The sequence below is a fragment of the Geobacillus uzenensis genome (assembly GCF_002217665.1).
Classification (GTDB): Bacteria; Bacillota; Bacilli; order Bacillales; family Anoxybacillaceae; genus Geobacillus; species Geobacillus subterraneus.
In genome coordinates this window covers 427,726-450,494 of record NZ_NEWL01000002.1, presented here as the reverse complement: position 1 = coordinate 450,494, position 22,769 = coordinate 427,726, and the positions used below count along the sequence as shown (strand labels likewise).

Sequence of the window (22,769 nt, the reverse complement as noted above, 5' to 3'; positions counted from 1 at the left end):
TGTTTTTTACTATTGACATAGTGAAAATAATCGTATATCGTTATAGTAGTAGCTTAACTATATCCCCTCCCATGATTGTGGATAGAACATCCCCCAAAGACCCTTCTTGGCGCGGCTAAGAAGGGTGTTTTCTGTTTGACAGGCAGACGGGCGTCTGCCTGTTTTTTCACGATTTGAACAACGGTCGGCTCCAGGCGCCGCTTTTCTTATGAAAACCCGTGCAAAAACGGGTTTGTATCCATTTCTGTGCCGATCGTCGTCTCCGGCCCGTGGCCAGAAAGGACAACCGTCTCCTCGGGCAGCGTGAGCAGCTCATCATGGATGCTATTTAGCAGCTGCTGGTGATTGCCGCCTGGCAAATCGGTGCGCCCGATGCTGCCGGCAAACAGCGCATCACCGGAAAACACCATTTGCGCCGCTTCGCAATAATACGAGACGCTGCCCGGCGAGTGGCCTGGCGTTTCCCGGACGTCAAACATAAACGGGCCGATCGTCAGCGTCGTTCGTCCTGTGATGCATGTCGGTTCGCAGCGGACAACGACGGGGCCGCCAAAATAAAGCGAGCCGTTTAACGCCGGATCTTGCAGCCACTGTTTTTCGTTTTCATGCAAATACACCGGAATGTTCCAGCGGGCGAGCACATCCGGAATGCCGCCGATATGGTCAAAATGGGCGTGCGTCAATAAAATCGCCAGCGGAGTCAGCTGTTTTTCTTCGATTCGACGAACGAGCGCTGCCCCTTCCGCTCCGGGGTCAACGATGACGCATGCGCCGTCTGCGGCCGACAAAAGGTAAGCGTTCGCCTGAATCGGGCCGACGGGAATGCGTGTCCACTCCATAGCCGTTTCCTCCTTTATTTAGCATGGCCAATGCATGTTTAGTTTTATTTTACTGTTTTTTCCCGCACGATGAAAGGGAAAAATAAAACGGGAATGGACCTCGACAAACGGAAGAAAAAAGATTACAATGAAAAAGAATGGACTCGTTTGTACATACTGTTTCATAAGGGGGGAAAACGATGGGTACAGTCATTATTTTTGCGCTCGTGACGTTGCTTGCCCTTTATGGAATGCTTCGGACGTTGCGCGAGAAAAATGTGCTCGGGTTTTTGTTCGGACTTGGAACTGCAGCCGTATTCGGCTGGTTTACGATCATGACGATTTTGCATCATGGGATTCCGACCGGTACATATTAAAAACGCAGGAGGCAAACCGAGCCTCTTGCGTTTTTTTACGCCATTTTGAGCGTGGCCAGAAACAGGCCAAGGGCTTCTTGGTAAATTTGCGCAAATTGCGAGAGCGGCAGCGGATTGACGCCCTCGCCGAGCTCGACCGTATAGCCGCGCCGCTTCCACGTCTGAATGAACCAATCTCGATAGCCGGCATGGCTGTCAATGTAGCGGACAGCCTTGTATCCGCTTGCTTCCGCCATCGCCCTGACGGCTGCTTCCGCCTCTAGGGGCTCCAATCCTTCATATCCCCAGTAGATTTCTTTTCCTTGCGTATGAAATGCGACAACCATCGCAAAATCGCTTGCTTCCGCCAACGCTGCCATCGCCTTCGCCTCCGGCTCAGTAAGCGGAGCAAAGCCGGGGAAATCGCGCGGCGCCGGCGCTTTTGGCGGCTTGCGTGCCTGTTCAATTTCCCAGCGGGCCGGAAATTGATTGTTTAAATCAACGCCGCGGATGTTTGCTTTCCATTGCGAAAAATCGAGCGAACCGCCGTTGATGCGGACGGCTTCGCTCCGGTGCGGCTCCTCTTCGGGCGGGCCGTTCAGCACAAGGTTGACGCCATCCGGATTGACCATCGGCACGATCGAAAGGGTGACTTTATGGTAATACTCAAGCACCCGATGGCCGGCAAGCGCGGCATCATCGACAAGCGCCCGCAAATAATCATCAATGAGCGCCATGACCACCGCGGTTGTGATCCACTCGTTGGCATGGAACGATCCATTCATATGGACGCGCACGGGTCCGCGGCCGATTTGCAGCTCAACAAGCGGCAATCCGAGCACGCTATGGCCGATCGTCCGTCGGCGCACAAACGGATAGCGACAGACGAGCGCTTCGATATCTTCTTCAAGAGCAGCAAAATCATATGGCTCAGCGCGGCGAACAACTGGGGAAGTGATCCGCTTCGGCAGCGGCGCCGTTCCGTTGATGACCGCCATCGCCCCCGGCAGCCGCCGCAGCGCCTCGACCGGCAGCGACAGACAGTGAGCGAGCGCTTCCCATGTATCCATCATCTCGTATCCCGGAATAGCGACCGTCTGTCCCGGACGCAGCCCCCCTTTTTCGACGTGCGGATTGGCGTCTGCGATTAACTCGGGCGGTACGCAAAACCACCGCCCATACTTTTCCAGCGTATCGCCTGGCCATGCTTGAATGCGCATGCGCCGTCTCTCCTTCCCATCCTTCTATCTTCAACATATGTCAGCAGACGCCAAAAAATGAAAACAACGGGGCTGACCCAAAACGCGAATGCGTTTTGGGATCAGCCCCCACTTTTTTGCCTCAAATATAGAAGAATCGCCCTTTTTTCTGGTAGAATAGAGTCACCAAAACCACTACCACCGAAAGAAGGGCGATTGTCCTTGGTGGCGTAAATGAGGGGGAGAACAGAGTCGGAATTTTGTTCCGTTTGGTAAAATATACAAAAACCAGAGAGGGCTGACTCCAAAAGTCCGCTTTTTGGCGGACTTTTGGGTCAGCCCCGTTGTTGTTTAGGCGCCGGCCAGCGCTTTGGCCAGCCAGGCGCCGCCGATGACGCCCGCATCGTTGCCGAGCGTCGCCAAGGCGATCTCCGCCCCAGCGGCGACGCGCGGAAAAGCGAAACGGCGGAAATGGACAGCGACATGCTTAACGAGTATGTCGCCTGCTTTCGAGACGCCGCCGCCGATGACGATTTTCTCCGGATTGGTCACATTGGCGGCGTTCGCCAACGCCAAACCGAGGCAGCGCGTCACCTCATCAACGACTTCCAACGCGAGCGCATCGCCCGCTTTGGCGGCGTCAAACACAGCCTTGGCGGTGACTTCTCCACCGCGCAGCGCGCTTGGCCGCTCATCAGCCATCAGTTTTTCGTTGGCGATCCGCACGATGCCGGTCGCCGACGCGATCGTTTCCAGGCAGCCGGTTTTGCCGCAATTGCACGGCGCGCCGCCATCGGCGATCATCGCCATATGACCGATCTCCCCGCCGGCGCCGTTCGTCCCGCGCACGATGGCGCCGTTGGCGATCACACCGCCGCCGACGCCGGTGCCGAGCGTCACAAACAGCAAATGGCGCGCACCGCCCCCGGCTCCTTTCCACATCTCACCGAGCGCGGCGATATTGGCGTCGTTATCCACGGCCACCGGCAGCGCGGTCGCTGCTTCCAATTGCTGTTTCAAAGGATAATTCGTCCACCCTAAATTGACGGCTTCATACAGCATGCCAGTTTCCTCTTCGACCGGTCCAGGGGCGCCGATGCCGATCGCGAGCAACCGCTCTTTCGTCTCGCCGAGCGCGGCGAGCGTCTCATCGAGCGACCGGGCGATATCAGCGACGATATGCTCTCCGTGATTCGAAATGTTTGTTGGAATTTCCCATTTGTGCACGATATCACCGCTCGTTGTAACAAACGCCATTTTGATCGTTGTACCGCCAAGATCAATGCCTGCCAACCATTGTTGCATTTCGTCCTCATCCTTTTGCCATTCGTTTTTCCCGCTCGATTTGCGCTTCATGCCGCAAAATGAACAACGCGGCTTGCAGCTGTTTGACATCGATCAGCTGAGACTCGTACAGCTCTTTCACTTCCTCTTCCATCAGCTCCAAATCAGCGAGCCGGTCGCCGACATAAATGATCGTGCCAAACCGTTTGAGCAGCTGTTGCACATCATATACTGTCTTCATCGTCCTCTAAGCTCCTTTTCCCTCTTCTAATGTAGCGGCAAACCGCGGTGGCCGTCAAGGCAAAAAAACGCAGGCGCCGATGGAGGCAGCGCCTGCGTTAGCGATCGGGATCGCGCGGATGGAGAATGGCCGGCCGCCGGTTTTTCAGCGGCATCGGCGAACGGATGAGCACATCGCGCATCCCTCGGTAGGAAAACGGGATGAATGGCCATAAGTACGGAATGCCAAACGACGACATCCGGGCCAAACCAATGATCCAAACGGCAATGCCGATCACATAGCCGAACAGGCCGAACAAGCCCGACAAAATGAGCAAGGCGACGCGGACGAGCCGATTCGCCAAACTCATTTCATAGCTCGGCGTGGCAAACGTGCCGATCGCCGCGACAGAAAAATACAAAATGACCTCATTGGAAAAGAGACCGACTTCCACAGCGATGCCGCCGATCATGAGCGCAGCGACGAGGCCAAGCGCAGTGGCCAGCGAAGATGGGGTATGAATGGCGGCCATCCGCAGCATATCCATCCCAACCTCAATCATAAGAAGCTGGGCAAAAAGCGGAATATCGCCTAATTTCGCCTTTCCTAAAAATTGGAGTGGTCCCGGCAACAGCTCCGGCTCCGTCATGAACAAGTACCAAAGCGGCAGCAAAAACACCGACGCCCAGACAGCTAAAAAACGGACAAGCCGCAAATACGCTCCGACGATCGGCTTGTTCCGGTATTCTTCGGCATGCTGCAAGTGATGCCAAAACGTCGCCGGAGTAATAATGACGCTTGGCGATCCGTCAACAATGACAAGCACATGTCCCTCATACAAATGAGCAGCCGCCGTGTCAGGACGTTCGGTATAGCGGACGACCGGATACGGGTTCCAATGCCGACCGGAAATAAACTCCTCGACCGTTTTTTCCGCCATCACGAGTCCGTCCGTATCAATGGCGGCAATCGACTGACGGACGCGGCGGACGAGCTCCGGATCAGCAATTTCCTCGATGTAGCAAATACAAATGTCCGTTTTTGAACGCCGCGCTACCTGCACATACTCCATGCGCAGCGACGGGTCGCGAACGCGGCGGCGGATGAGCGCGGTATTAAAGACGAACGTCTCGACAAAGCCATCGCGCGCCCCGCGCACGACCCGTTCGGTATCCGGTTCTTGCGGCCCGCGCACTGGATACGTGCGGGCGTCGATCAAAATGATCTGTTCCACCCCGTCAACGACAAGCGCCGTCGGCCCGGCAAGCACAGCGGCGACCGCTTCTTCGAGATCGTCCGTTTGCCCAATCTCCACGTAAGGAAGGTGCGTCTTTAACAGCTTCTCGAGCGGGTGAGCTTGGAGCTCATGCGCTTCAAGACGGGATAAATATTTCATTAAATGATGCAAAATATCGTCTTTGACAAATCCATCGATCATAAACAGTGCCATGGCCCGGCCGCCATACTCAAGGTCAAGGCGAATGACATCAAAGCTTTTGCCGACCCCAAGCCGCCTAGCTAAGTAACTGGCATTGTCATGAAGGCGGCGGGAGGCCGGCTGTTTTGGCACGCGTTTGTCCATCATCATCCCCCTGCAGGTCGTTCACTTTATACTCCCCATCATAGACAACCAAAAGGAAATTCATACATAAATGTTCCTTGCCATGCATATATTGGTGACAACCTTGTCCAATCCAGGAGGATGTCATGAAAAGATGGATGATCGTTGCCGCGCTGCTTGCCATCACCATAGCCGTCGCGGCTCCGCTCTTCTCGTGGTGGGAGCGCCATCGCACCGTGGAAACGATCAAATTTTTTCCGCTCGACCGCGAAGCGGCATTCACTGAAGCGAAAACGACGCTTATGCTCGTCGACAAAAAAGAGCGCAAACGCTATGCGCTGCGCTGGTCAGCCGCCTCCACTTTAAACCGTCGCGCTTACTTGCGGCAGGACGTCTCGCTGTTGTTTGCCGACGGCCGGTTAATCGATGTGTTATCCAAATGGGAAACGAATGTCGATCAGATTCGGATGGAGAGGACAGTGATGATGCATGACAGCCGGTTTTTCCAGGCGATTACGTTCCATCATGGCGAACTCCATAAAGGGGAAGTCATTACGAGCAGCCAGACGATGTCAAGCGCGTACTTGTATGTCATCCATTCGCCATACTATCCACTCACGTCGTTCCGCCGTCCGCAAACGGACGCCGAGCGTGAATGGCAGCGCGTCTTAAACAAAGCGGCCAACGAGTTTTTGCGTCATAAAGCGGACGAGTTGCTCGCATATTTTTCCTTGTCTAAGAACGACTATTATGCCCTTTATTTGCCGGAATTGGTCGCCTATACAGAACAGCCGCTGCCCGGCCTATCGACGGCCAAAACGCAAACGATGATCGGCCGCCTATGGGAAGGGCTTTATAAATCGTATGTTCTCGGCATAAAAAAAGAGGATGGTTCCATCCTCTCGCCGATCGGCAGCACGATGCCGCTCATTTTGATTCAAAAAGATTACCGTCGAATCCTCATCTTGCTTGAGGCGAAAAACGGCGAAAAAATGATGCTCATCCAAGTTCCTTAGCGAAAGCCAGCCCATAAACCGGCGGCGGCCAACAGCGCCGCAGCGGCCAACGCCTTCATCTGCCGCCGCCAAGCGGCGCGCTTCGGCAAATGGACAGCGCCCGCCGCCAAAAAGCCGCCAATGAGTCCGCCGATATGGCCGGCGTTGTCGATGCCGGGGACAAGCAGGCCAAACAGCAAGTTGACAACAATTAAGCTGATCACGTTCATGCCCATCGTGCGAAAAAACAAGTGCCGGTATACCGTCCCGAAATAAAGGAGCGCCCCAAACAATCCGAAAATGGCGCCAGACGCCCCGGCAGAGATTGACGGGGTAAACAAAAAACTCGCCAACGTCCCAAAAAAGCCCGCTGTTGTGTAAATGAGCAAAAATCGAAGCGAACCGTACAGCCGCTCGACCGTCCACCCTAAATAATACAAAGCGAACGTGTTAGTCAGCAAATGCAAAAATCCGATATGCAAAAACATCGGTGTCAAAAAGCGCCACCATTCCCCCATTTCAATGAGCGGGTTAAACTTGGCGCCATAACGGATTAAGACGCTCGGGTCCGTGCTGCCGCCGCTCCATTCGAGAATGAGAAACATGGCTACTTGCACGATGATCAACAGCCGGGTGAACACCGGCTTGCCATACTCAAAAATGCGCCGCTCTTCCTCCCGCTGGCGGCGCCATTCTGTCAGCACCTCATGTTTCAGACGTTCAGCGACGGCAAACGGATCGGCTTCCCCCACGAGCGGCGCCGGGCGGAGCGGGGAGCCGGTCATTTCCTCAAGCCGCGGCAGCATCTCGCCCGTGTTGCCGCTATGAATCAAGAGCGTATGAAACGCGCCACCCGCCGCCCCGGAAAGCGGAAGCGGCTCGGCGATAAGAAATTCCCAATCGTCGACCGGCGGGTACGCCATCACATATACATTGACGACGCGACCCCCTTTGCCGATTTTCCGCCCGTTCATTTGCCGGATGAATTGCCATGTATACTCGATATCGAGCCGCAGCGACCGGCTCCAGTCAAAATCGGCACGTACGAGGCGGACAAGCGTCGGGCTCCGCCAATGGCCCGATTCGAGCCATATTTCATCGCCGCGCTCGGACATCCGCGCGATGCGGTAGCCGTCACGAATCAAAAGATGAACAAGCTGCCAAAACAATACATCCATCGTTCCGATCACGTTCCCCTCTCCCTTTCTCCGACGAGGCCAAGCCCATTGAGCAGCAGGACGGCCAGCTCGCCGACCGTCCGGCAAACCGGGACAGACGAGCCGACGGGGGCCGGTTGCCGCGGCCGAAAATACACGGCCTCCCAGCCGGCGCCAAGCGCGCCCTCTACATCCAGCTTCCACGAGTCGCCGACATATACCAGCTGCTCGGATGGCCGCTTATTTCTAGCATAATGAAAAATCGCCGCCGCCGGTTTTTTATACCCAACTTCTTCGGAAATGACCACGGCATCGCTGCGGAAAAAGCGATGCAGGCCGCAGGCGGCCAGTTTGCCACGCTGAATGGCGCCGCTGCCGTTCGTAATTACGCCGAGCGGCACATTGGCTGCACGCAACTGGCCAAGCAAATCGGTCATGCCCGGCAAGGCAACCGCAAATCGGCTCACTGCCTCGTCAAAATAGGCGTGAAACCGGTCGGCCATCTCTTCGTCCGCTTCGATTTGACAGGCGCGCGCCGCATCGAGAAAGCGAACCCGGCGATAAGCGCGCCGCGTCAGCGTTCCGGCTTCGTAGTCGTCCCAATGCCGGTCGCATGCCTCTTTAAAAATCGGAAACCAAACGGAAAACGAAACAGGAGCGGCCGAAAAAAAATGGTGAAAACAATGGCGGATGGCGGCGCAAAACGTCCGCTCATAGTCAATGAGCGTCTCGTCCAAATCAAACCAAACGGCCTCCCACCGTTCCATCGTTGCCTCACGGACGCAACATTTGCGAAACAAGCGTGCCGCGTACCGCAGGAATGTTGAGCGCAAACCGGATCAGCTGTCTTCGCAGCGGCGGAACGCGCAACGCCCAATCGGCCACCCGATAACGGTAACGGTAAGCAAGCCAACCGACGGCAACGGCCAACAGCGAGTACGACCATTTGTTCATTGTTGTTCCCCCTTCATCATATGAGCTGTTCGTTATTCTTTTTCCCTTTTTCTCTCTAATTATGAAACGCACTCATCAGCGTACGAGCACAAACGTGGCGGCGAGCACCGCGCCGGCGACCGACAGGGCATTGACCGCATCGTTGTCAAGCCAGCGCCATCCTTTCACATGAATCGTCTTCCGCCCGCAATGCCGTTTCCGTTCCGTGGCTGCCCCACATACCGGACAGCGATAAACGGACTGCCAAGCGGCGCCAAGCCACGTGTCCAGCCAACTGCCGAGCCAGCCAAACAGCGCAATGGTGAAAAAGGGTGCAGCGTGGAGGAAATGCGCGCCGGCAGCGGCGATGAACAGCGCCCCAGCGAGGGAAGCAGCCGTGCCAAGGGGCGTCACCGCTCCTGACGTGCCGGCTTCCACCGGACGAAAACTCGGCCATGCCCGCGGCGGGCGCCGGCTCAAAGCGCCGATTTCCGACGCCCACGTGTCGGCGTTCGCCGCTGCGACAGCGACAACGAACAGCTCATTCCAAACCGGGTCAGGACGCAACAGCGCCAACAGCGCCAAAACAGCCGGCACCCCGCCGTTGGCGAACACTTGGACAGCATCGCGCCGCCCGCCTTTGGCCAATTTCCCAGCCATCTTCGCCTTTTTCCGCTTCCCGGCGTGGCTAAAGAAGCTGGAGCTGGCAAAAAAGAGACCAAGCAACCATAATCCGCCCCAAGAAAAGCCGCACCCGACCAGCGTGCCAACGCCAACGGCCGCCGCCGCCCCCGAGACGGTCAGCAACCGCAACAGCCACCCGCCGCCGGCCGCAAGGGCGGAAGCAGCGGCATACCACCATTCATCGCCCACAATGCATAACCCCTTGGTCAGTAATTATAAACTCCACCGGGACATCATGACCCTCGACCGGAATGTCTTCAACAACTTGAAACGAATAGGCGAGCGCCGCGGTCACCGCCGCCACCCCCGGCAAATACCGGTCGTAATACCCACCCCCATAACCGATCCGGTAGCCGGCTTTCGTGAAACATACACCCGGAACGAGGATGAGGTCAAGCTCATCACGGTCGATCGCCGTGGTTTGTTCCTCGATCGGCTCGAGCAATCCAGCATACGCCTTCTCGAGCTGAGCAAACGACGCAATGCGCCGGAACGTCATCGTTTTCGTCAGCGGGTCGCATTTTGGCACACCGACCGTTTTTCCTTCCCGCCAAGCTTGTTCAATGATCGGCACCGTATCCACTTCTGTCTCTCTGGCCACCGTAATGGCGATCACTTGCGCCTCTTGCCATGGCGGCCACCGGTATAAATAAGCGGCAATTTGCCGGTCGTATGCCTGCTTCTCAGCCGCCGAGAGCTGCCGGAGACGATCAAGCATCCGGCGGCGCAGTTCCCGTTTGCAATCCATCGTTCTCCCCCTTTTCTGTATAAAGATAAAAGCAGCAGGAATGATCTTCCTACTGCTTACTTCGTTTCGCGGTGCAACGTCACTTTGCGATCCCGCGGGCAATATTTTTTCAGTTCCAGACGCTCTGGATTGTTGCGTTTATTTTTGGACGAAATGTAATTGCGTTCGCCGCATTCTGTGCATGCCAATGTAATGTTCACGCGCATCTTTTTTCCCTCCAAACGTGCTTTATATAATCAGACCTTTCTATGATAGCATTTTTTCGTGGTGATTTCCACCTCTAAATTTCATCTTTTTCAACAACACCGGCCACAAACAAGGAGTGATATGATATAGTGAAAAGAGGAGGGAGATACGATGGTAGAATACGCAATGATCGCCTTGGCGGCCTTATCAATTCTTTTGCTGATCGTCTCATTTTTTGCCAAAGACGAATTAAAACCGCTCGAAGAACAAATTGACCAGTTGACTGTTTCACTCGCTCAAGAAACGTACCAAATGAAAAAGCGGCTGCAAGTCATCGAGGAAGAGCTGCTCATCCCCGAGCGCCGGCGCCCGGCCTCCCCTCGCCGCGGCGGAGCATTGTCGCCGACGGATCGGCGCGTCTTGTTTTTACATAAGCAAGGGTTTCCGCTCGATGAAATCGCGCAAGAGACCGGCTTGACTGTTCCCGAGGTCGAGCGGGCCATAAGGAGATTGCAGCGATGAGGAAGCGGACGATGCGTTCTTTCGCCTTTGGCCTGCTTGTTTCGACATCGCTCATCGGCGCCGCATATTACACGTCCCCTCCAGCTGCACCGACCGAGGCGGACGTCGAGGCGTTTCTCAAACAACACGGGCTCATCGCTGTCGCGAAGGACGAATACGACAAGCTCGTAAGCAATCAACCGAAAGCGCCGGCCGATCAGCCGCCTAAACAATCCGTGCAGACCGTTTATGTGTACCGCCTTGTGATTGAAAAAGGGGACACGCCGGAAGCGTTCGCCAAAGAGCTTGAGGCCGCCCGCATCATCGACAGCGCCCGCTCGTTCAATGACTATTTGCAAAAGCATGGGCTGACGCGCTCGATCCGTCCTGGCGCTTACAACGTGCGCAGCGATATGGATTATGCGGCGATCAGCCGCCTCATTGCCAGCCCATAATCAGCCAAAAAGGAGGCGGCCCGCTAGGACGCCTCCTTCGTTTTATACTGTCAGTCATTGAAGTCGTAATGCTTCCCTTTGACAAGGTAAACGAGATGCTCGGCAATATTGGTCGCATGATCCGCCGTCCGCTCAATATATCGGGCGACGAGGGCAAGCACATTCATTTGCGCCAACGTCTCTTTGTCCGTTTTCTCGACCTCAAGCAACGATTTCATCATTTCCCCGTACTGCTCATCGACTCGATGGTCCATGTCAGCAATTTGTGCAGCCAACGACGCATCTTCCCGATCGTAGGCGGCAATCGCCGTTGAGACCATATCCGTGGCCAGACGATGCATCAACACGAGCGGTCGGATATCTAAAACAAACGGCTCGCCGCCGATGCGGATGCACGCCTTGGCGACATTAACGGCAAAATCGGCGATCCGCTCGATATCGCCCGCGATTTTGATCGCGGCGATGATGCGGCGCAAGTCGGTCGCGACCGGCTGCTGTTTCGCAATGAGCCACAACGCAAAGTCGTTCACTTCTTCTTCGAGCTTGTCAATCGAGCCGTCTCCGTCAATGACGGCCATCGCCAAATGTTTGTTTTGCGTTTGAAATGCTTCAATCGCCTGTTGGAGCGCAACTTCTGTTAATCGCCCCATTTCGATCAGCTTGTTATGCAACGAGCGCAAATCATCGGCAAACGTTTCACGCATCCCCCTGCTCGCCTCCTTTGTTTTTTATCCGAAACGGCCCGTAATGTAATCTTCTGTACGCCGATCGGCAGGATTTGAAAACAGTTTGTTCGTCTCTGCGTATTCAATCACTTCCCCGTTCAAGAAAAACGCTGTTTTGTCCGAAATGCGCGCCGCCTGCTGCATGTTATGGGTCACAATAATGATGCTGTATTGTTTTTTCAATTCTTGGATGAGCTCTTCAATTTTCAGCGTCGAAATCGGGTCGAGCGCCGAGGTCGGCTCATCCATTAAGATGACATCCGGCTCGATGGCTAAACAGCGGGCAATGCACAAGCGCTGCTGCTGCCCTCCGGATAAGCCGTAAGCATGATCGCGAAGCCGGTCTTTCACCTCATCCCAAAGCGCCGCCCCGCGCAAACTTTTTTCGACAATTTCGTCGAGCACTTTTTTGTTGCGGATGCCATGAATGCGGGGACCGTAAGCAATATTGTCGTAAATCGATTTCGGAAACGGGTTCGGCTTTTGGAATACCATCCCGACTTGTGTGCGCAGCTGTTCAACCGGATAGGACGGATCAAAAATGTTGCGCCCGCGGTAGGCCAGCTGGCCGGCAATGCGGACATTCGGCACGAGTTCGACCATTCGGTTCAACGTCTTAATATAAGTCGATTTTCCGCATCCCGACGGTCCGATAATCGCTGTCACTTCATTTTCGTAAATCGTTAAATGAATATGTTTTAACGCATGGTGCTCCCCGTACCATAAGTTTAAATCGTTTGTCTCATACACGACGCCTTTCGCTGCACCGTCCTCAGCTGCCGACGCCGCCGACGACTTAACAGCCAGTGTCGACGTTGCCTCTTTTGTTTTGGTTGCCATCATTTTATCGGTCTCCTTTCGCTCATTGTCCGGTCATGAAGTTAAAATCGCTTTTGAAACTTATTACGAATCAACACCGCGACCGAATTCATCACGATTAAAAAGACGAGCAGAACGACAATTCCTGCGGCCGCCACATGTTGGAACTCCTCCTGCGGCCGTCCTGTCCAGTTATAAATTTGCAGCGGCATAACGGTAAACGTATCGAACACGCCGCTCGGCAAGTAGGCGATAAACGTTGGAATGCCGAGCACCACGAGCGGAGCGGTCTCCCCGACGGCGCGGGAGAGCGCCAAGATCGCCCCCGTTAACATCCCCGGCAGCGCCGCCGGCAGCACAACCCGGCAAACCGTTTGCCATTTCGTCGCCCCCATGGCATACGACGCTTCTCGCAACTGCTGAGGAACGGCACGAATCGCTTCTTGGGCCGCGACGACGATCACCGGAAGAACGAGCAAGCTCATGGTCAATCCAGCTGCAAGCACGCTGCGCCCGAGCCCGAGCTCACGGACGAAAATCGTCAACCCGAGCAAGCCAAACACGATCGACGGTACACCGGCCAGATTGGAAATATTCGTTTGAATAAAAGCGGTGAAACGGTTTTTGCGCGCGTATTCTTCCAAATAAATGGCCGTCCCGACCCCCAAAACAAACGAAACCGGTGCGACGATTGCCATCAGCCAGAGGGAGCCGACCAATCCGGATTTGATCCCAGCCTCTTCCGGCCGGCGCGAAGGAAAGCTGTTTAAAAAGTCGCCATCCAGCCAGCCGATCGCCTGCATAATAACACGGGATAATAACAGCATAAGAGCAATCAGTCCAAAAACGGTCGCAAAAAAGAAGATGGCTTGCAGGATGGTGTTTTGCGCCAGCCTTCCTTTCATTCGCTTCCAAACGAGCGGTTTGTCCATTTTGTTTTCCATCGTTTTCAATACTCCTCCCTAAACCGGCGGGAAATGTATTGCGCCAATATATTCATAAGCAATGTAAAAACAAACAGCGTCATCCCGACAGCATAAATGCTGTAGTAAATCGTCGTCCCGTAACCGGCGTCGCCCGTTGTCACTTGGACGATATAGGCAGTTAATGTTTGAATCGATTTCGTCACATCAAATGTAAATTCCGGCGATGATCCGCCAGCCACCGCGACGATCATCGTTTCACCAACCGCCCGGGAAATGCCTAAAATAAATGAAGCGATCACTCCAGAAGCAGCGGCGGGAAGCACGACCTTAAGCGCCACTTCAAGCTTTGTGGCGCCAAGGGCAAGAGCGCCTTCGCGAATCGAGTTCGGCACCGCGCTCATCGCGTCTTCTGACAGCGAGGCGATCATCGGAATGATCATAATCCCCATCACGAGCCCCGGGCTGAGCGCATTAAAAATCTCTAAATCCGGAATAACCTTTTGCAATAACGGCGTCACGATCGTCAACGCAAAAAATCCGTAAACGATCGTCGGAATGCCGGCAAGCACTTCGAGCGCCGGCTTGATGATTCGGCGCGTCCGCTCCGACGCATACTCGCTCAAATAAATAGCCGAAGCGAGTCCAACCGGAACAGCCAAAAGCATAGCGATACCGGTCGTCAGCAGCGTGCCGGTCACAAGCGGAGCGACGCCGAACGATCCATGCTCCTCATTCCACGGAAGCCACTCTTTGCTCGTGACAAACTCAACAATCGATACACGGCGGAAAAATTCGATCGTCTCAAAAAGAAGAGTAAACAAAATGCCGAGCGTTACGAGCACGGAGAGCGCCGCCAATGTAAAGAGAAACTTCGGCGCGAGCTTTTCCATCCTTTTCGGCCAATGTTGCCGCGTTTGGTTTTCGGCAATCATCTCCCGCACCGATAACTGCTGTTCTTTCTTCGTTGGAATCCCCATAAAACGAAAACTCCTTTCCGACATATTCCAGCCGCAGTCACAAGTCTAGGCCGACGGACATCCCTTGTCGCCGGCCTGACGAAACCTATTTCAATCCTTTCAACGTTTCAAGCTGTTCTTTATACTTTTCCTCCGGCAGGCGGACGTAACCAACTTCTTCCGCCAAGTCCCCGGCTGTTTCCATCAAGAATTCCATGTAGTCATACACTTGCGGTTTTTCTTTCAGCGATTTGACGTTCACATACGTAAACAGCGGACGCGAAAGCGGAGTGTATTTTCCTGTTTCAATCGTCTCGTTCGTCGGCTCGACCGGACCGTTGCCACCATCGATCGGAACCACTTTCAGCTTATCTTTATTTTCCAAGTAATACGCATAGCCGAAGTAGCCGATCGCGTATTGATCTCCTTCAACCCCACGAACGAGAATATTGTCGTCTTCCGCAAGTTGAGCCGTTTTGACCAGTTCTTTTCCTTCCAAAATCACTTCATCAAAGTAGTCATACGTCCCGGAATCATGACCCGGCGAGAAAAACTTAATTTCCTCATCCGGCCATCCTGGGCGGATGTCCGACCATTTTTTCACCGTGCCATCTTCCGTCCACATTTTTTTCAGCTCATCGACCGTCAAGTAGTCAACCCAGTCGTTTTCTTTGTTGACAACGACAGAAAGGCCATCATAAGCGAGTTGAAATTCTTGGAATTCAATGCCGTTGGCAGCGGCCGCTTGTTTCTCTTCCTCTTTGATCGGACGGGAAGCGTTCGAAAAATCCGTTTCCCCTTTCGTGAACTTTTCAAATCCACCGCCCGTTCCCGACATACCGACGGACACTTTCACGTTCGGCTGTTCAGCCATGTATTCTTCAGCGGCTGCCTCCGCAATCGGATAGACGGTCGAGGAGCCATCCATGATCACTTCGCCCGACAGTTCGTTCGCTGCGGACTCACCGTTGGCGTCATTTTCCTCTGCTCCGTTGCCTCCGCCACAGGCAGCAGCGATTACCATCACCCCGCTGAGCACCCCGGATAACATGAGCCGTTTCCACTTGTTCATCGTTTTTCCCCCTGCCCATTTCGTTTTCTCCTTACATGTCCTATCATAAATGGCGGCTATTAACGAGGTTTAAACGGAATGTTAAGATTGTGTAAACATTCCGACCGCGTTACTGTCCGGCTCGGACAAATGGTACCTAATTAAATCTTTATCTTTTGTATGAAAAATAGGAATGAAATTGACCGCACGCACAAGTTAAATAGCGAATTGGATGTATTTATTATTCGCTTATTCACCTTTGTTTTATTCAATAAAAAGGCTGATTCAACAGGGAAACCGCCTGTCGAATCAGCCCAGTTTATTGTTGCTCATTTGTTTCTGAAGCCGCCTTCTCTCCATTGGCCCTCTTTACTTTCAATTCAAAATACGCATCTAAAATGCGGCGGCCGATGCGGTTGTTAATGCCATCACTTTCCCCTTGCGTCGCCCACGGGACGACGACCGCAAACGATACTTGCGGATCGTTATACGGCGCATAGCCGACGAGCGTCAAATTGTACGTCGGATCGTTGCGCCGGCTTTGGATCGGTCCGTCATAAAACGCTTCGGCCGTCCCTGTTTTGCCGGCCGGCTTGTACGGGGCATTGGCGAAATACGAATACGCCGTCCCCCCCGGCTCTTGCATGACGCGGCGGAATCCTTCCTGCACCCGTTGAATATACTCAGTTTTCATATCGACGCGGTTTAAAACAACCGGCTCAAACCGCCGAATGATCCGGCCAGGCTCTTTTCCGTCAACGGACGGCTCGCGGATTTCTTTGACCAAAAGCGGCTTCATCCGGTAGCCACCGTTAGCGATCGTCGAAACGTATTGCGCCAGCTGCATCGGCGTATACATATCGTACTGGCCGATCGCCAAGTCAAGCAGAAATCCTGGCAGCTTGCTTTGCCCTTGAAAACCGCCCAATTCGTTCGGCAAGTCGATGCCGGTTTTCACACCCAATCCGAATTGGCTGAAATAATGGCGCATTGTCGTAAACGCGGCCGGATTGATGTCAAGCGGCTGATGCGGGCGATACACGCCGCCGCCGATGGCGATCGCCGTTTTAAACATATAGACGTTCGACGATTGTTTCAGAGCGGTCAGCTCGTTAATGGTCCCCATCGTTTTCCATGATTTTTTTTCAGGAGTTCGGTAGATATAAAGCGGCTCATCCTTAATATACGTATTCGGATAGAGCACGCCCGTTTGAAAGCCGGTGAGAACGGTCGCGCCTTTTACCGCCGACCCCATCGCGTAAGCTGATGTGATGTTGCCGATAGCAAAATCGACAAATTTGCCGTCTTGAAGAAGTTTGCCGGCCATCGCCAACACTTCGCCCGTTTTGGGATTCATCATGACGACGAACGCCCGATCCAAGAGCGGGGAGCGGCCTTTGCGCTTCGTGGCCAAAATCTCCTGCTCAATAATTTGCTCGACTTGTTGCTGCAGCTCGGCATCGATCGTCAACACGAGGTCTTTGCCGCGCTCGCCCGGATACACTTGCTCAACCGAGACGACGTTGCCTGATTTGTCCACGATGTTTTTTACTTTCGCCTTTTTGCCGTGGAGCACTTCTTCATACTGCATCTCCAAATAACTTTTGCCGACGCGGTCGTTGCGGCTGTAGTCGCGGGCTAAAAAGTGGTCGAGCCGCTCGCGCGGGACGCCCTCATCTTCTTCCGTCACGCTCCCGAGCACAGAGCGGAACGTGTTGTCATAGACGTATTTCCGGTCCCAATCAACGGTCGTGTTGACACCGGGCAACTCGCTTAAGTGTTCGCTGACGACCGCATATTCGCGGTCAGTCACCCCTTTGCTTTTCACCGTCTGCGGCGTCAGCGCATAGCCGCTTTCCATCTCACGCTTAATGGCAATCACTTCAAGCTCTGCCGGCGAAATTTGCGCCAAGTCCTTCTCTGTAATGCGGTCGAGCGTCCACTCATATACTTTTTTGTCAATTTCTTTTTGCGTCAAGCCTTGATCAGCGAGCGTTTTCCGTTCTCGTTCGCTCACTTTCCTTTTCGCCTCGTCCGGGCGCGTCAAAATCCAATAGTCTTTCATATCGCGCTCGGTCACTTTTTTTTCAGCATCCGGAATATCAATATATTGAGCGAGCTTCCTTGCCACTTCCAATATTTCTTCTGGTTGAGTCGTTTTTGAGCGCGTATACGTAATCGCCTTTTGTGGTGTATTGTCGACGACCACTTGGCCAAACCGGTCGAAAATTTTGCCGCGCGGCACCGGCGTGCTGACCACTTCATCCTGCGTCCGTTCCACTTCGCGGCGATAGTCCTCCCCGTACACAATTTGCACGACGCCCAAGCGCAAAATAAGCACTGAAAACAACAAAAAGACAAAGAAAAACAAAATGTTTAACCGGATCGGCACTTGCGCCCGCTTCTTCCGTTTCATCCCCCGTTCCTCCTTTCCCTCCCCCTATTGTAAAAGAAAAAAGCAGGCAAGGCTAGGGAAAAACATGGACAACTTTTTACACCGATGGGCCGCCCCGTTCACCGGCCAGCTTCGTCCGAAACAAGAGCGTCTCCGGCCGGTCCCGCTCCGGGCGTCCATCCGTGAAACGAATGCGGCGGACGAACCAGTAAATCACTAGATGTCCAGCCCCGCATACAAACATGAGCATACGAATGCCCATCTTTTCCCCAAACAGTGTCACCGCCGCCAAAAAGGCTAAAATCGATGCCATCCGCCCGGCGTTTAAAAACAGCTCGCGGACGACAATATACTCCACGCGCGCCTCTGCCGATTTCCAGCTTCTCCCGATTACATCAAACGTTAATGAGGAGTACGGAACGAGCAAAATCGGGTAAGCGACGGCGATCGTGACGGCATAAACAATCAAACGGGGGTAAGACGGCTGAAAGACGATGAGAAAAATGGCCGCATAGAGCAACAGTCCGCCCAATAAAATGGCTTTCATCCGATACTCCTGCCTCATCAGACGGGAAACGGCATAGTAGGCGACAAACGATGTAAAGGAATTGACGAGCCCGTACTTGCCGAGCGCCCATTCACTGTTTGAGGTGACATACACCAACACCGAAATGACAAACACAAACGACCCTTCACGCAGTCCTTGAAAAAAATGAGCGTTCGTAATCAACCGCCAATTCTCATTTTGGTTCCGTTCCTTTAAAATGCGAAGAAATAAGTATTTTCCCGCCGCTGTACGGCGCTTGAGAAAGAAGCTGAGCAGCACGGCGACAAGAAACAAGCCAAGCGACAGCGAGAAAACGAGCGTATACCCTTTTAGGCCGGCGAGCGACGAAATCATATAGCCGGCGACAATCGGTCCGATCATGCCGGCTGACGATGTGAGCACTCCGAAAAAACCGTTAAAAAAGTCGCGCGTCTCCGGTTCGGTAATTTCAAATGTCAGCACGTTAAAAGCGAGCCAGTAAAAACCGTAGCCGACGCCGAGCAGCGCGCCGAGAACGAGCAAATATTGATGGGCTCGCGGACCGACGAACAAAACAGCGACAAAAAAAACGGCTAAACACGACACCCCGAGCCGCAGGATGAGAATGCGGTCAATCTGTTTCGCCAGCCGGCCGGCGAATAGAAACGTCAGCGGCTGCATGGTGACGACCGCCAAATTATACAGCGCCAAGTCGCGAAAGTCACCGGTCTGTTTCCATAAATAAATGTTGACAAACGTATTGGACAGCGAGACAGCAAGCGCATAAAACCCGCCGATGCAAAGAAGCAGCAGCAAATCGCGATCCACCCGTTCTTGGCCAGTCAATTTTTCGAATAATGACATCGTAAACTCCCCTTTTCATCTATCCGGTAGTGTAGCCATTTCCGCTGCCGCTATGCACCTTTCGGCCAATGAAAAAAAACGGGGCGGATCACTTGCCCCGTTTTTTCGTTATAGATTTACTTATTTTGCTTTTGCTTCACTGTATCGTTTCGCGACTTCATCCCAGTTGACGACGTTCCAGAACGCCGCAATGTATTCCGGACGGCGGTTTTGGTATTTCAAGTAGTACGCATGCTCCCAAACGTCCAAGCCAAGGATCGGCGTTTTGCCTTCCATGATTGGCGAGTCTTGGTTCGGCGTGCTCGTAATTTCCAGCTCGCCGTTGTTGACGACAAGCCACGCCCAGCCGGAGCCGAAACGGCCAGCGGCTGCTTTCGAAAACTCGTCTTTAAACGCCGCAAAGCTGCCGAATTTTTGGTTGATCGCTTCAGCCAGCTCACCTGTCGGTTCGCCGCCGCCGTTTGGCGATAAAATCGTCCAGAAGAGCGAATGGTTCGCATGGCCGCCGCCGTTGTTGCGCACTGCGGTGCGAATGCTTTCCGGAAGGACTTCCAAATTGCTGAGCAACTCTTCCAACGACTTGTTTTGCAAATCAGCATGCCCTTCAAGCGCCGCATTTAAGTTCGTCACGTATGTGTTATGGTGCTTCGTGTGGTGGATGTTCATCGTTTCTTTGTCGATATGCGGCTCGAGCGCATCGTACGCATACGGCAATGCCGGCAGTTCAAATGGCATACAAATCTCCTCCTTTTGTTCGTAATATGTAATGCGGACGCAAAGCTGTCCGTGTAAAATTAGCTTACCAAAATTTCCACAATGTTTCAATGAATTTGCCTGTCCACCAATGAACAGGAAACGATCACAGTTGAATTCGCCTGTTCCGGCATATACAATGGAAATGGAGAAAAAGAAAGGTGTGGCCATGATGAATGTATTCGTCCAACTATGGAAAAGCCTATATTCCCCCAAAGACATCGCCCGTTTTCGATTTCAAGGAATTGGAAAAACAATTGGCTATTTGTTTTTGCTGACGCTTTTATCCGTTCTCCCAACTTTTTACTATGCTTCAACGTCGCTAGCTGAGAGCATTCGCACGACAAGCGCTTTGTTGCGTAACGACCTCCCGCCCTTTTCGATTGAAAACGGCGAGCTTCGCTCAGAAGCGGCTGAACCGATTCATATTGACCAAGGTGGATTTACGATCGTTTTTGACAGCACGGGTAAGGTGACGAGACGGGAAGTAGAACGGTTGCCGAATGCCATCGCCTTGTTGAAACATGAGGCTGTGCTCGTCGCCGGCTATCAGGCGCAGCACTACAGCTATGCCACGTTTCCAGACGTAACCATCACTGATGAGGACGTGCGCGTGTTTATTGCCAGCTTGCAGTCGCTTCTCCCGGTTCTTATTCCGCTTTTCGGGCTTGTTTTATATGTGCTCGCTTGCGCGGGGAAATTCGTCAGCGTTTGCTTACTCGCTTTCTTTGGCCTCATGTTTGCCGGCATGTTAGACAAAAAGCTTCGCTACCGTCATACATGGATCATGTCGGCTTATGCGATTACGCTGTCGACGGTCTTTTTTGCTTTAATGGAAACAGTCCAAACGATCGTGCCGTATAGCACCTTTATCCATTGGTTCGTTTCGCTCGCCGTCCTTTTCTTAGCAGCCAAAGAAGTCCCTGCAGCCGTCCAACGCAATGACTAGCCGCCAAGAAGCCTTGGTGGCTTTTTTATCCGCTCATTTCAAACCGTTCAACACGTTTCCTCAGCGTTTGGCCGAGCTCAATGATTTCGAACCCGATCGCATGCATCGTGTTCATTTCCATTGTTTGCGTACGAGAAGAATACAGCATTTGTTCGGCGCTTGCCAACGTTTGTTGGGCCGTTGATACGAACGAAACCGTCGCCTGCTCCATGGCCGGAATCGATTGGGCCAGCTCAGCCATGCTTCGCTTCATTTTTTCAATATTCTCTGTAACAACAGCAATCTCGTTTAGCAGTTCATCAAGAGCGGTTTTGGATCGATACGATGTCTGTATGTAGGCAGAAAAACGCCCTGAAACGTCAGTGCATTGCTTAGAAGCTTTTATAATCACTTCCACCATCTCCGTCATTGTTTTGGCAACCGATTCAGCTGCTTTCCCGGACTGTTCTGCTAATGATCTCACTTCCTTGGCCACCACAGCAAACCCTTTTCCAGCCTCTCCCGCTCTTGCCGCCTCAATCGTCGCGTTCAAAGAAAGACATTTCGTTTGCTCAGCGATCTCACGAATGACTTGCACGACCGTGACGACCGATGATGAGTAATTCTCGACCTCTCTTACCGCTTCCGCCATTTTGGCAAATTCCTGTTCAAGCTCCTGAACCAACTGAGTCATTTGTTTCGTTTGTCTCCCTCCCTCAAGGGCAGCTGTATTCATATAGTGCGAGCTTTCCTCGATCATTTCCATCTGTTTCGTGACCTGCATAATGTCTTCTTTCATTTGTTGAAAAAAAGCAATCGTTAAATCGGAGGAAGAAGCGGTTTCTTCAGCTCCCCGCTTGACAATTCCAATCGATTCCATCAATTTCTCGTTGCTTTGCATCGTTTTTTTAGACACTGTTTTTAATTGTTCCCCTTTATCCGCCAACTGTTCCGTTGTAACGCATATGTGATACATCATCTCCCTCATGTTTTGAACCATCTGTTGAAAACTACCAACCAATGATTGGATTTCCCGCGTTTGGGAAACAATGAGCGGGCTAGGGCTCAAGTCGCCACTAGCTACCTTTTTCATCGCTCCCTGAAGCCGGATGATCGGTGCTGTCAACGTGCGTACAAACGCGACAATCAGGAGCGAAGCAACGCATGCACCGATGAGCGTTGCCGTGAAAATGAAAACAGCCATTTGGTGGATGGCGTTCATGTATGAACTGGTAGGCACCACAATGACGTAAACTCCTTTTAACTCCTGTATGCTTCGATAAACAAGCGTATAATCATTCCCATTTATAACTGTATAGGAAATGCCGTTCTTTTCTTTTTTGATATGTTCGATGAGCGTTTCTGAAAACATAAGACGCGAACGCCGATTGATGTGGAACGGATGGGCCGTTTCAGTAACGAGAAAAAATTCGGCTGGTATTCCGTCCTGCATCAGTTCTGCCTGTTGCTTGCGGACGCTTGTATTCACCCGTTCCATAAAGCGGTTCTGATCTCCTACGTACATAAACAAAAACTGCTGAGCCAATTCATACATCATATCGGTTTCTCGTTGAAGGCGGTGTTCAATTGCCAGCATCGTTTCATGTTTAGCTTTGATATACGATATTACGCCGACTATTCCGACTGTGGCAATCAAAATAGCGATAAACAGAATCATTAGCTGATTTTGCAGACTGATCTTTCCAAATGTCTTTCTCATGGTTGTCCC

At 53.0% G+C, this 22,769-nt stretch carries 25 protein-coding genes; 5 read left to right on the top strand and 20 right to left on the bottom strand.

What is annotated here, in order from left to right; all coding sequences use genetic code 11:
* Positions 1–206 precede the first annotated feature (206 nt).
* Complete coding sequence (locus B9L21_RS03765) at positions 207–839, bottom strand: MBL fold metallo-hydrolase (protein ID WP_063165280.1); 633 nt, start codon at positions 837–839, stop codon at positions 207–209.
* 179 nt (positions 840–1,018) lie between these two features.
* Here B9L21_RS03765 and B9L21_RS03760 point away from each other — a divergent pair, with 179 nt between their 5' ends.
* The gene (locus tag B9L21_RS03760) at positions 1,019–1,195 is read left to right on the top strand and encodes a DUF2759 domain-containing protein (RefSeq protein WP_082816524.1); all 177 of its coding nucleotides are present in this window, start codon (positions 1,019–1,021) and stop codon (positions 1,193–1,195) included.
* A 35-nt stretch (positions 1,196–1,230) separates the two neighbouring features.
* Here the strand turns inward: B9L21_RS03760 and B9L21_RS03755 are convergent, their stop codons facing one another.
* From B9L21_RS03755 to B9L21_RS03740, 4 genes are all read right to left on the bottom strand, one after another.
* Complete coding sequence (locus tag B9L21_RS03755; protein WP_063165279.1) at positions 1,231–2,394, bottom strand: M14 family metallopeptidase; 1,164 nt, start codon at positions 2,392–2,394, stop codon at positions 1,231–1,233.
* 330 nt (positions 2,395–2,724) lie between these two features.
* Positions 2,725–3,678, bottom strand: a complete 954-nt coding sequence (locus B9L21_RS03750; RefSeq protein ID WP_063165278.1) for an ROK family glucokinase — start codon at positions 3,676–3,678, stop codon at positions 2,725–2,727.
* A 7-nt stretch (positions 3,679–3,685) separates the two neighbouring features.
* Positions 3,686–3,898 (bottom strand): YqgQ family protein, encoded by a 213-nt coding sequence (locus B9L21_RS03745; protein WP_063165277.1) that lies wholly within the window; start codon positions 3,896–3,898, stop codon positions 3,686–3,688.
* A 97-nt stretch (positions 3,899–3,995) separates the two neighbouring features.
* Positions 3,996–5,459, bottom strand: a complete 1,464-nt coding sequence (locus tag B9L21_RS03740) for a spore germination protein (RefSeq protein WP_063165276.1) — start codon at positions 5,457–5,459, stop codon at positions 3,996–3,998.
* A gap of 125 nt (positions 5,460–5,584) precedes the next feature.
* On the opposite strand from B9L21_RS03740, the gene B9L21_RS03735 reads away from it, so the two are divergent.
* A complete protein-coding gene (locus B9L21_RS03735; protein ID WP_063165275.1) occupies positions 5,585–6,454 on the top strand; it encodes a hypothetical protein in 870 nt (289 codons plus the stop codon).
* Here the strand turns inward: B9L21_RS03735 and B9L21_RS03730 are convergent.
* The 6 genes from B9L21_RS03730 to rpmG form a co-directional block, all read right to left on the bottom strand.
* On the bottom strand, positions 6,451–7,611 hold the full coding sequence (locus B9L21_RS03730; RefSeq protein WP_063167303.1) for a rhomboid family intramembrane serine protease: 1,161 nt from the start codon (positions 7,609–7,611) through the stop codon (positions 6,451–6,453). The genes B9L21_RS03735 and B9L21_RS03730 overlap by 4 nt on opposite strands.
* A gap of 8 nt (positions 7,612–7,619) precedes the next feature.
* The gene (locus B9L21_RS03725) at positions 7,620–8,357 is read right to left on the bottom strand and encodes an HAD family hydrolase (RefSeq protein WP_063165274.1); all 738 of its coding nucleotides are present in this window, start codon (positions 8,355–8,357) and stop codon (positions 7,620–7,622) included.
* 7 nt (positions 8,358–8,364) lie between these two features.
* Positions 8,365–8,544, bottom strand: a complete 180-nt coding sequence (locus B9L21_RS03720; protein ID WP_063165273.1) for a hypothetical protein — start codon at positions 8,542–8,544, stop codon at positions 8,365–8,367.
* Between the two features lie 75 nt (positions 8,545–8,619).
* Positions 8,620–9,396, bottom strand: a complete 777-nt coding sequence (locus tag B9L21_RS03715) for a DUF92 domain-containing protein (protein WP_063165272.1) — start codon at positions 9,394–9,396, stop codon at positions 8,620–8,622.
* On the bottom strand, positions 9,386–9,955 hold the full coding sequence (locus B9L21_RS03710; protein WP_063165271.1) for a 5-formyltetrahydrofolate cyclo-ligase: 570 nt from the start codon (positions 9,953–9,955) through the stop codon (positions 9,386–9,388). Before B9L21_RS03710 ends, B9L21_RS03715 begins: the two co-directional genes overlap by 11 nt.
* A gap of 56 nt (positions 9,956–10,011) precedes the next feature.
* Positions 10,012–10,161 carry a 50S ribosomal protein L33 gene (gene rpmG / locus B9L21_RS03705; RefSeq protein ID WP_008879868.1) on the bottom strand — a complete coding sequence of 50 codons (150 nt, stop codon included), beginning with the start codon at positions 10,159–10,161 and terminating at the stop codon, positions 10,012–10,014.
* Between the two features lie 151 nt (positions 10,162–10,312).
* Between rpmG and B9L21_RS03700 the strand changes: the two genes are divergently transcribed.
* Positions 10,313–10,663, top strand: a complete 351-nt coding sequence (locus B9L21_RS03700; protein ID WP_063165270.1) for a sigma factor-like helix-turn-helix DNA-binding protein — start codon at positions 10,313–10,315, stop codon at positions 10,661–10,663.
* On the top strand, positions 10,660–11,097 hold the full coding sequence (locus tag B9L21_RS03695; RefSeq protein ID WP_063165269.1) for an aminodeoxychorismate lyase: 438 nt from the start codon (positions 10,660–10,662) through the stop codon (positions 11,095–11,097). Before B9L21_RS03700 ends, B9L21_RS03695 begins: the two co-directional genes overlap by 4 nt.
* Positions 11,098–11,147: 50 nt before the next feature.
* Here B9L21_RS03695 and phoU read toward each other — a convergent pair whose 3' ends face one another.
* The 8 genes from phoU to sodA form a co-directional block, all read right to left on the bottom strand.
* Entirely contained in the window at positions 11,148–11,801 is a 654-nt protein-coding gene (phoU, locus tag B9L21_RS03690) for a phosphate signaling complex protein PhoU (RefSeq protein WP_063165268.1), read from the bottom strand.
* Between the two features lie 24 nt (positions 11,802–11,825).
* Positions 11,826–12,665 carry a phosphate ABC transporter ATP-binding protein PstB gene (gene pstB / locus B9L21_RS03685; RefSeq protein WP_063165267.1) on the bottom strand — a complete coding sequence of 280 codons (840 nt, stop codon included), beginning with the start codon at positions 12,663–12,665 and terminating at the stop codon, positions 11,826–11,828.
* 38 nt (positions 12,666–12,703) lie between these two features.
* Complete coding sequence (gene pstA, locus B9L21_RS03680; protein ID WP_063167302.1) at positions 12,704–13,585, bottom strand: phosphate ABC transporter permease PstA; 882 nt, start codon at positions 13,583–13,585, stop codon at positions 12,704–12,706.
* A 5-nt stretch (positions 13,586–13,590) separates the two neighbouring features.
* Positions 13,591–14,544 carry a phosphate ABC transporter permease subunit PstC gene (gene pstC / locus B9L21_RS03675; protein ID WP_063165266.1) on the bottom strand — a complete coding sequence of 318 codons (954 nt, stop codon included), beginning with the start codon at positions 14,542–14,544 and terminating at the stop codon, positions 13,591–13,593.
* An 85-nt stretch (positions 14,545–14,629) separates the two neighbouring features.
* Positions 14,630–15,595, bottom strand: a complete 966-nt coding sequence (locus B9L21_RS03670; protein ID WP_063165265.1) for a PstS family phosphate ABC transporter substrate-binding protein — start codon at positions 15,593–15,595, stop codon at positions 14,630–14,632.
* A gap of 298 nt (positions 15,596–15,893) precedes the next feature.
* The gene (locus B9L21_RS03665; protein WP_063165264.1) at positions 15,894–17,990 is read right to left on the bottom strand and encodes a peptidoglycan D,D-transpeptidase FtsI family protein; all 2,097 of its coding nucleotides are present in this window, start codon (positions 17,988–17,990) and stop codon (positions 15,894–15,896) included.
* A gap of 76 nt (positions 17,991–18,066) precedes the next feature.
* The gene (locus B9L21_RS03660) at positions 18,067–19,359 is read right to left on the bottom strand and encodes an MFS transporter (protein WP_063165263.1); all 1,293 of its coding nucleotides are present in this window, start codon (positions 19,357–19,359) and stop codon (positions 18,067–18,069) included.
* A gap of 120 nt (positions 19,360–19,479) precedes the next feature.
* Positions 19,480–20,094: a superoxide dismutase SodA gene (sodA, locus tag B9L21_RS03655; protein ID WP_063165262.1), complete on the bottom strand. Its 615-nt coding sequence runs from the start codon at positions 20,092–20,094 to the stop codon at positions 19,480–19,482.
* A 190-nt stretch (positions 20,095–20,284) separates the two neighbouring features.
* Here sodA and B9L21_RS03650 point away from each other — a divergent pair, with 190 nt between their 5' ends.
* Positions 20,285–21,061: a DUF1189 domain-containing protein gene (locus B9L21_RS03650; protein ID WP_063167301.1), complete on the top strand. Its 777-nt coding sequence runs from the start codon at positions 20,285–20,287 to the stop codon at positions 21,059–21,061.
* A gap of 25 nt (positions 21,062–21,086) precedes the next feature.
* Here B9L21_RS03650 and B9L21_RS03645 read toward each other — a convergent pair whose 3' ends face one another.
* Positions 21,087–22,760: a methyl-accepting chemotaxis protein gene (locus B9L21_RS03645; RefSeq protein WP_063165261.1), complete on the bottom strand. Its 1,674-nt coding sequence runs from the start codon at positions 22,758–22,760 to the stop codon at positions 21,087–21,089.
* Positions 22,761–22,769: the final 9 nt, after the last annotated feature.

Bases quoted from the DNA above. Each gene is read 5' to 3' on its own strand.
- B9L21_RS03765 (WP_063165280.1), bottom strand. From the start codon at position 839: ATGGAGTGGACACGCATTCCCGTCGGCCCGATTCAGGCGAACGCTTAC.
- B9L21_RS03760 (WP_082816524.1), top strand. From the start codon at position 1,019: ATGGGTACAGTCATTATTTTTGCGCTCGTGACGTTGCTTGCCCTTTAT.
- B9L21_RS03755 (WP_063165279.1), bottom strand. From the start codon at position 2,394: ATGCGCATTCAAGCATGGCCAGGCGATACGCTGGAAAAGTATGGGCGG.
- B9L21_RS03750 (WP_063165278.1), bottom strand. From the start codon at position 3,678: ATGCAACAATGGTTGGCAGGCATTGATCTTGGCGGTACAACGATCAAA.
- B9L21_RS03745 (WP_063165277.1), bottom strand. From the start codon at position 3,898: ATGAAGACAGTATATGATGTGCAACAGCTGCTCAAACGGTTTGGCACG.
- B9L21_RS03740 (WP_063165276.1), bottom strand. From the start codon at position 5,459: ATGGACAAACGCGTGCCAAAACAGCCGGCCTCCCGCCGCCTTCATGAC.
- B9L21_RS03735 (WP_063165275.1), top strand. From the start codon at position 5,585: ATGAAAAGATGGATGATCGTTGCCGCGCTGCTTGCCATCACCATAGCC.
- B9L21_RS03730 (WP_063167303.1), bottom strand. From the start codon at position 7,611: ATGGATGTATTGTTTTGGCAGCTTGTTCATCTTTTGATTCGTGACGGC.
- B9L21_RS03725 (WP_063165274.1), bottom strand. From the start codon at position 8,357: ATGGAACGGTGGGAGGCCGTTTGGTTTGATTTGGACGAGACGCTCATT.
- B9L21_RS03720 (WP_063165273.1), bottom strand. From the start codon at position 8,544: ATGAACAAATGGTCGTACTCGCTGTTGGCCGTTGCCGTCGGTTGGCTT.
- B9L21_RS03710 (WP_063165271.1), bottom strand. From the start codon at position 9,955: ATGGATTGCAAACGGGAACTGCGCCGCCGGATGCTTGATCGTCTCCGG.
- rpmG (WP_008879868.1), bottom strand. From the start codon at position 10,161: ATGCGCGTGAACATTACATTGGCATGCACAGAATGCGGCGAACGCAAT.
- B9L21_RS03700 (WP_063165270.1), top strand. From the start codon at position 10,313: ATGGTAGAATACGCAATGATCGCCTTGGCGGCCTTATCAATTCTTTTG.
- B9L21_RS03695 (WP_063165269.1), top strand. From the start codon at position 10,660: ATGAGGAAGCGGACGATGCGTTCTTTCGCCTTTGGCCTGCTTGTTTCG.
- phoU (WP_063165268.1), bottom strand. From the start codon at position 11,801: ATGCGTGAAACGTTTGCCGATGATTTGCGCTCGTTGCATAACAAGCTG.
- pstB (WP_063165267.1), bottom strand. From the start codon at position 12,665: ATGATGGCAACCAAAACAAAAGAGGCAACGTCGACACTGGCTGTTAAG.
- pstA (WP_063167302.1), bottom strand. From the start codon at position 13,585: ATGGAAAACAAAATGGACAAACCGCTCGTTTGGAAGCGAATGAAAGGA.
- pstC (WP_063165266.1), bottom strand. From the start codon at position 14,544: ATGGGGATTCCAACGAAGAAAGAACAGCAGTTATCGGTGCGGGAGATG.
- B9L21_RS03670 (WP_063165265.1), bottom strand. From the start codon at position 15,595: ATGAACAAGTGGAAACGGCTCATGTTATCCGGGGTGCTCAGCGGGGTG.
- B9L21_RS03665 (WP_063165264.1), bottom strand. From the start codon at position 17,990: ATGAAACGGAAGAAGCGGGCGCAAGTGCCGATCCGGTTAAACATTTTG.
- B9L21_RS03660 (WP_063165263.1), bottom strand. From the start codon at position 19,359: ATGTCATTATTCGAAAAATTGACTGGCCAAGAACGGGTGGATCGCGAT.
- sodA (WP_063165262.1), bottom strand. From the start codon at position 20,094: ATGCCATTTGAACTGCCGGCATTGCCGTATGCGTACGATGCGCTCGAG.
- B9L21_RS03650 (WP_063167301.1), top strand. From the start codon at position 20,285: ATGAATGTATTCGTCCAACTATGGAAAAGCCTATATTCCCCCAAAGAC.
- B9L21_RS03645 (WP_063165261.1), bottom strand. From the start codon at position 22,760: ATGAGAAAGACATTTGGAAAGATCAGTCTGCAAAATCAGCTAATGATT.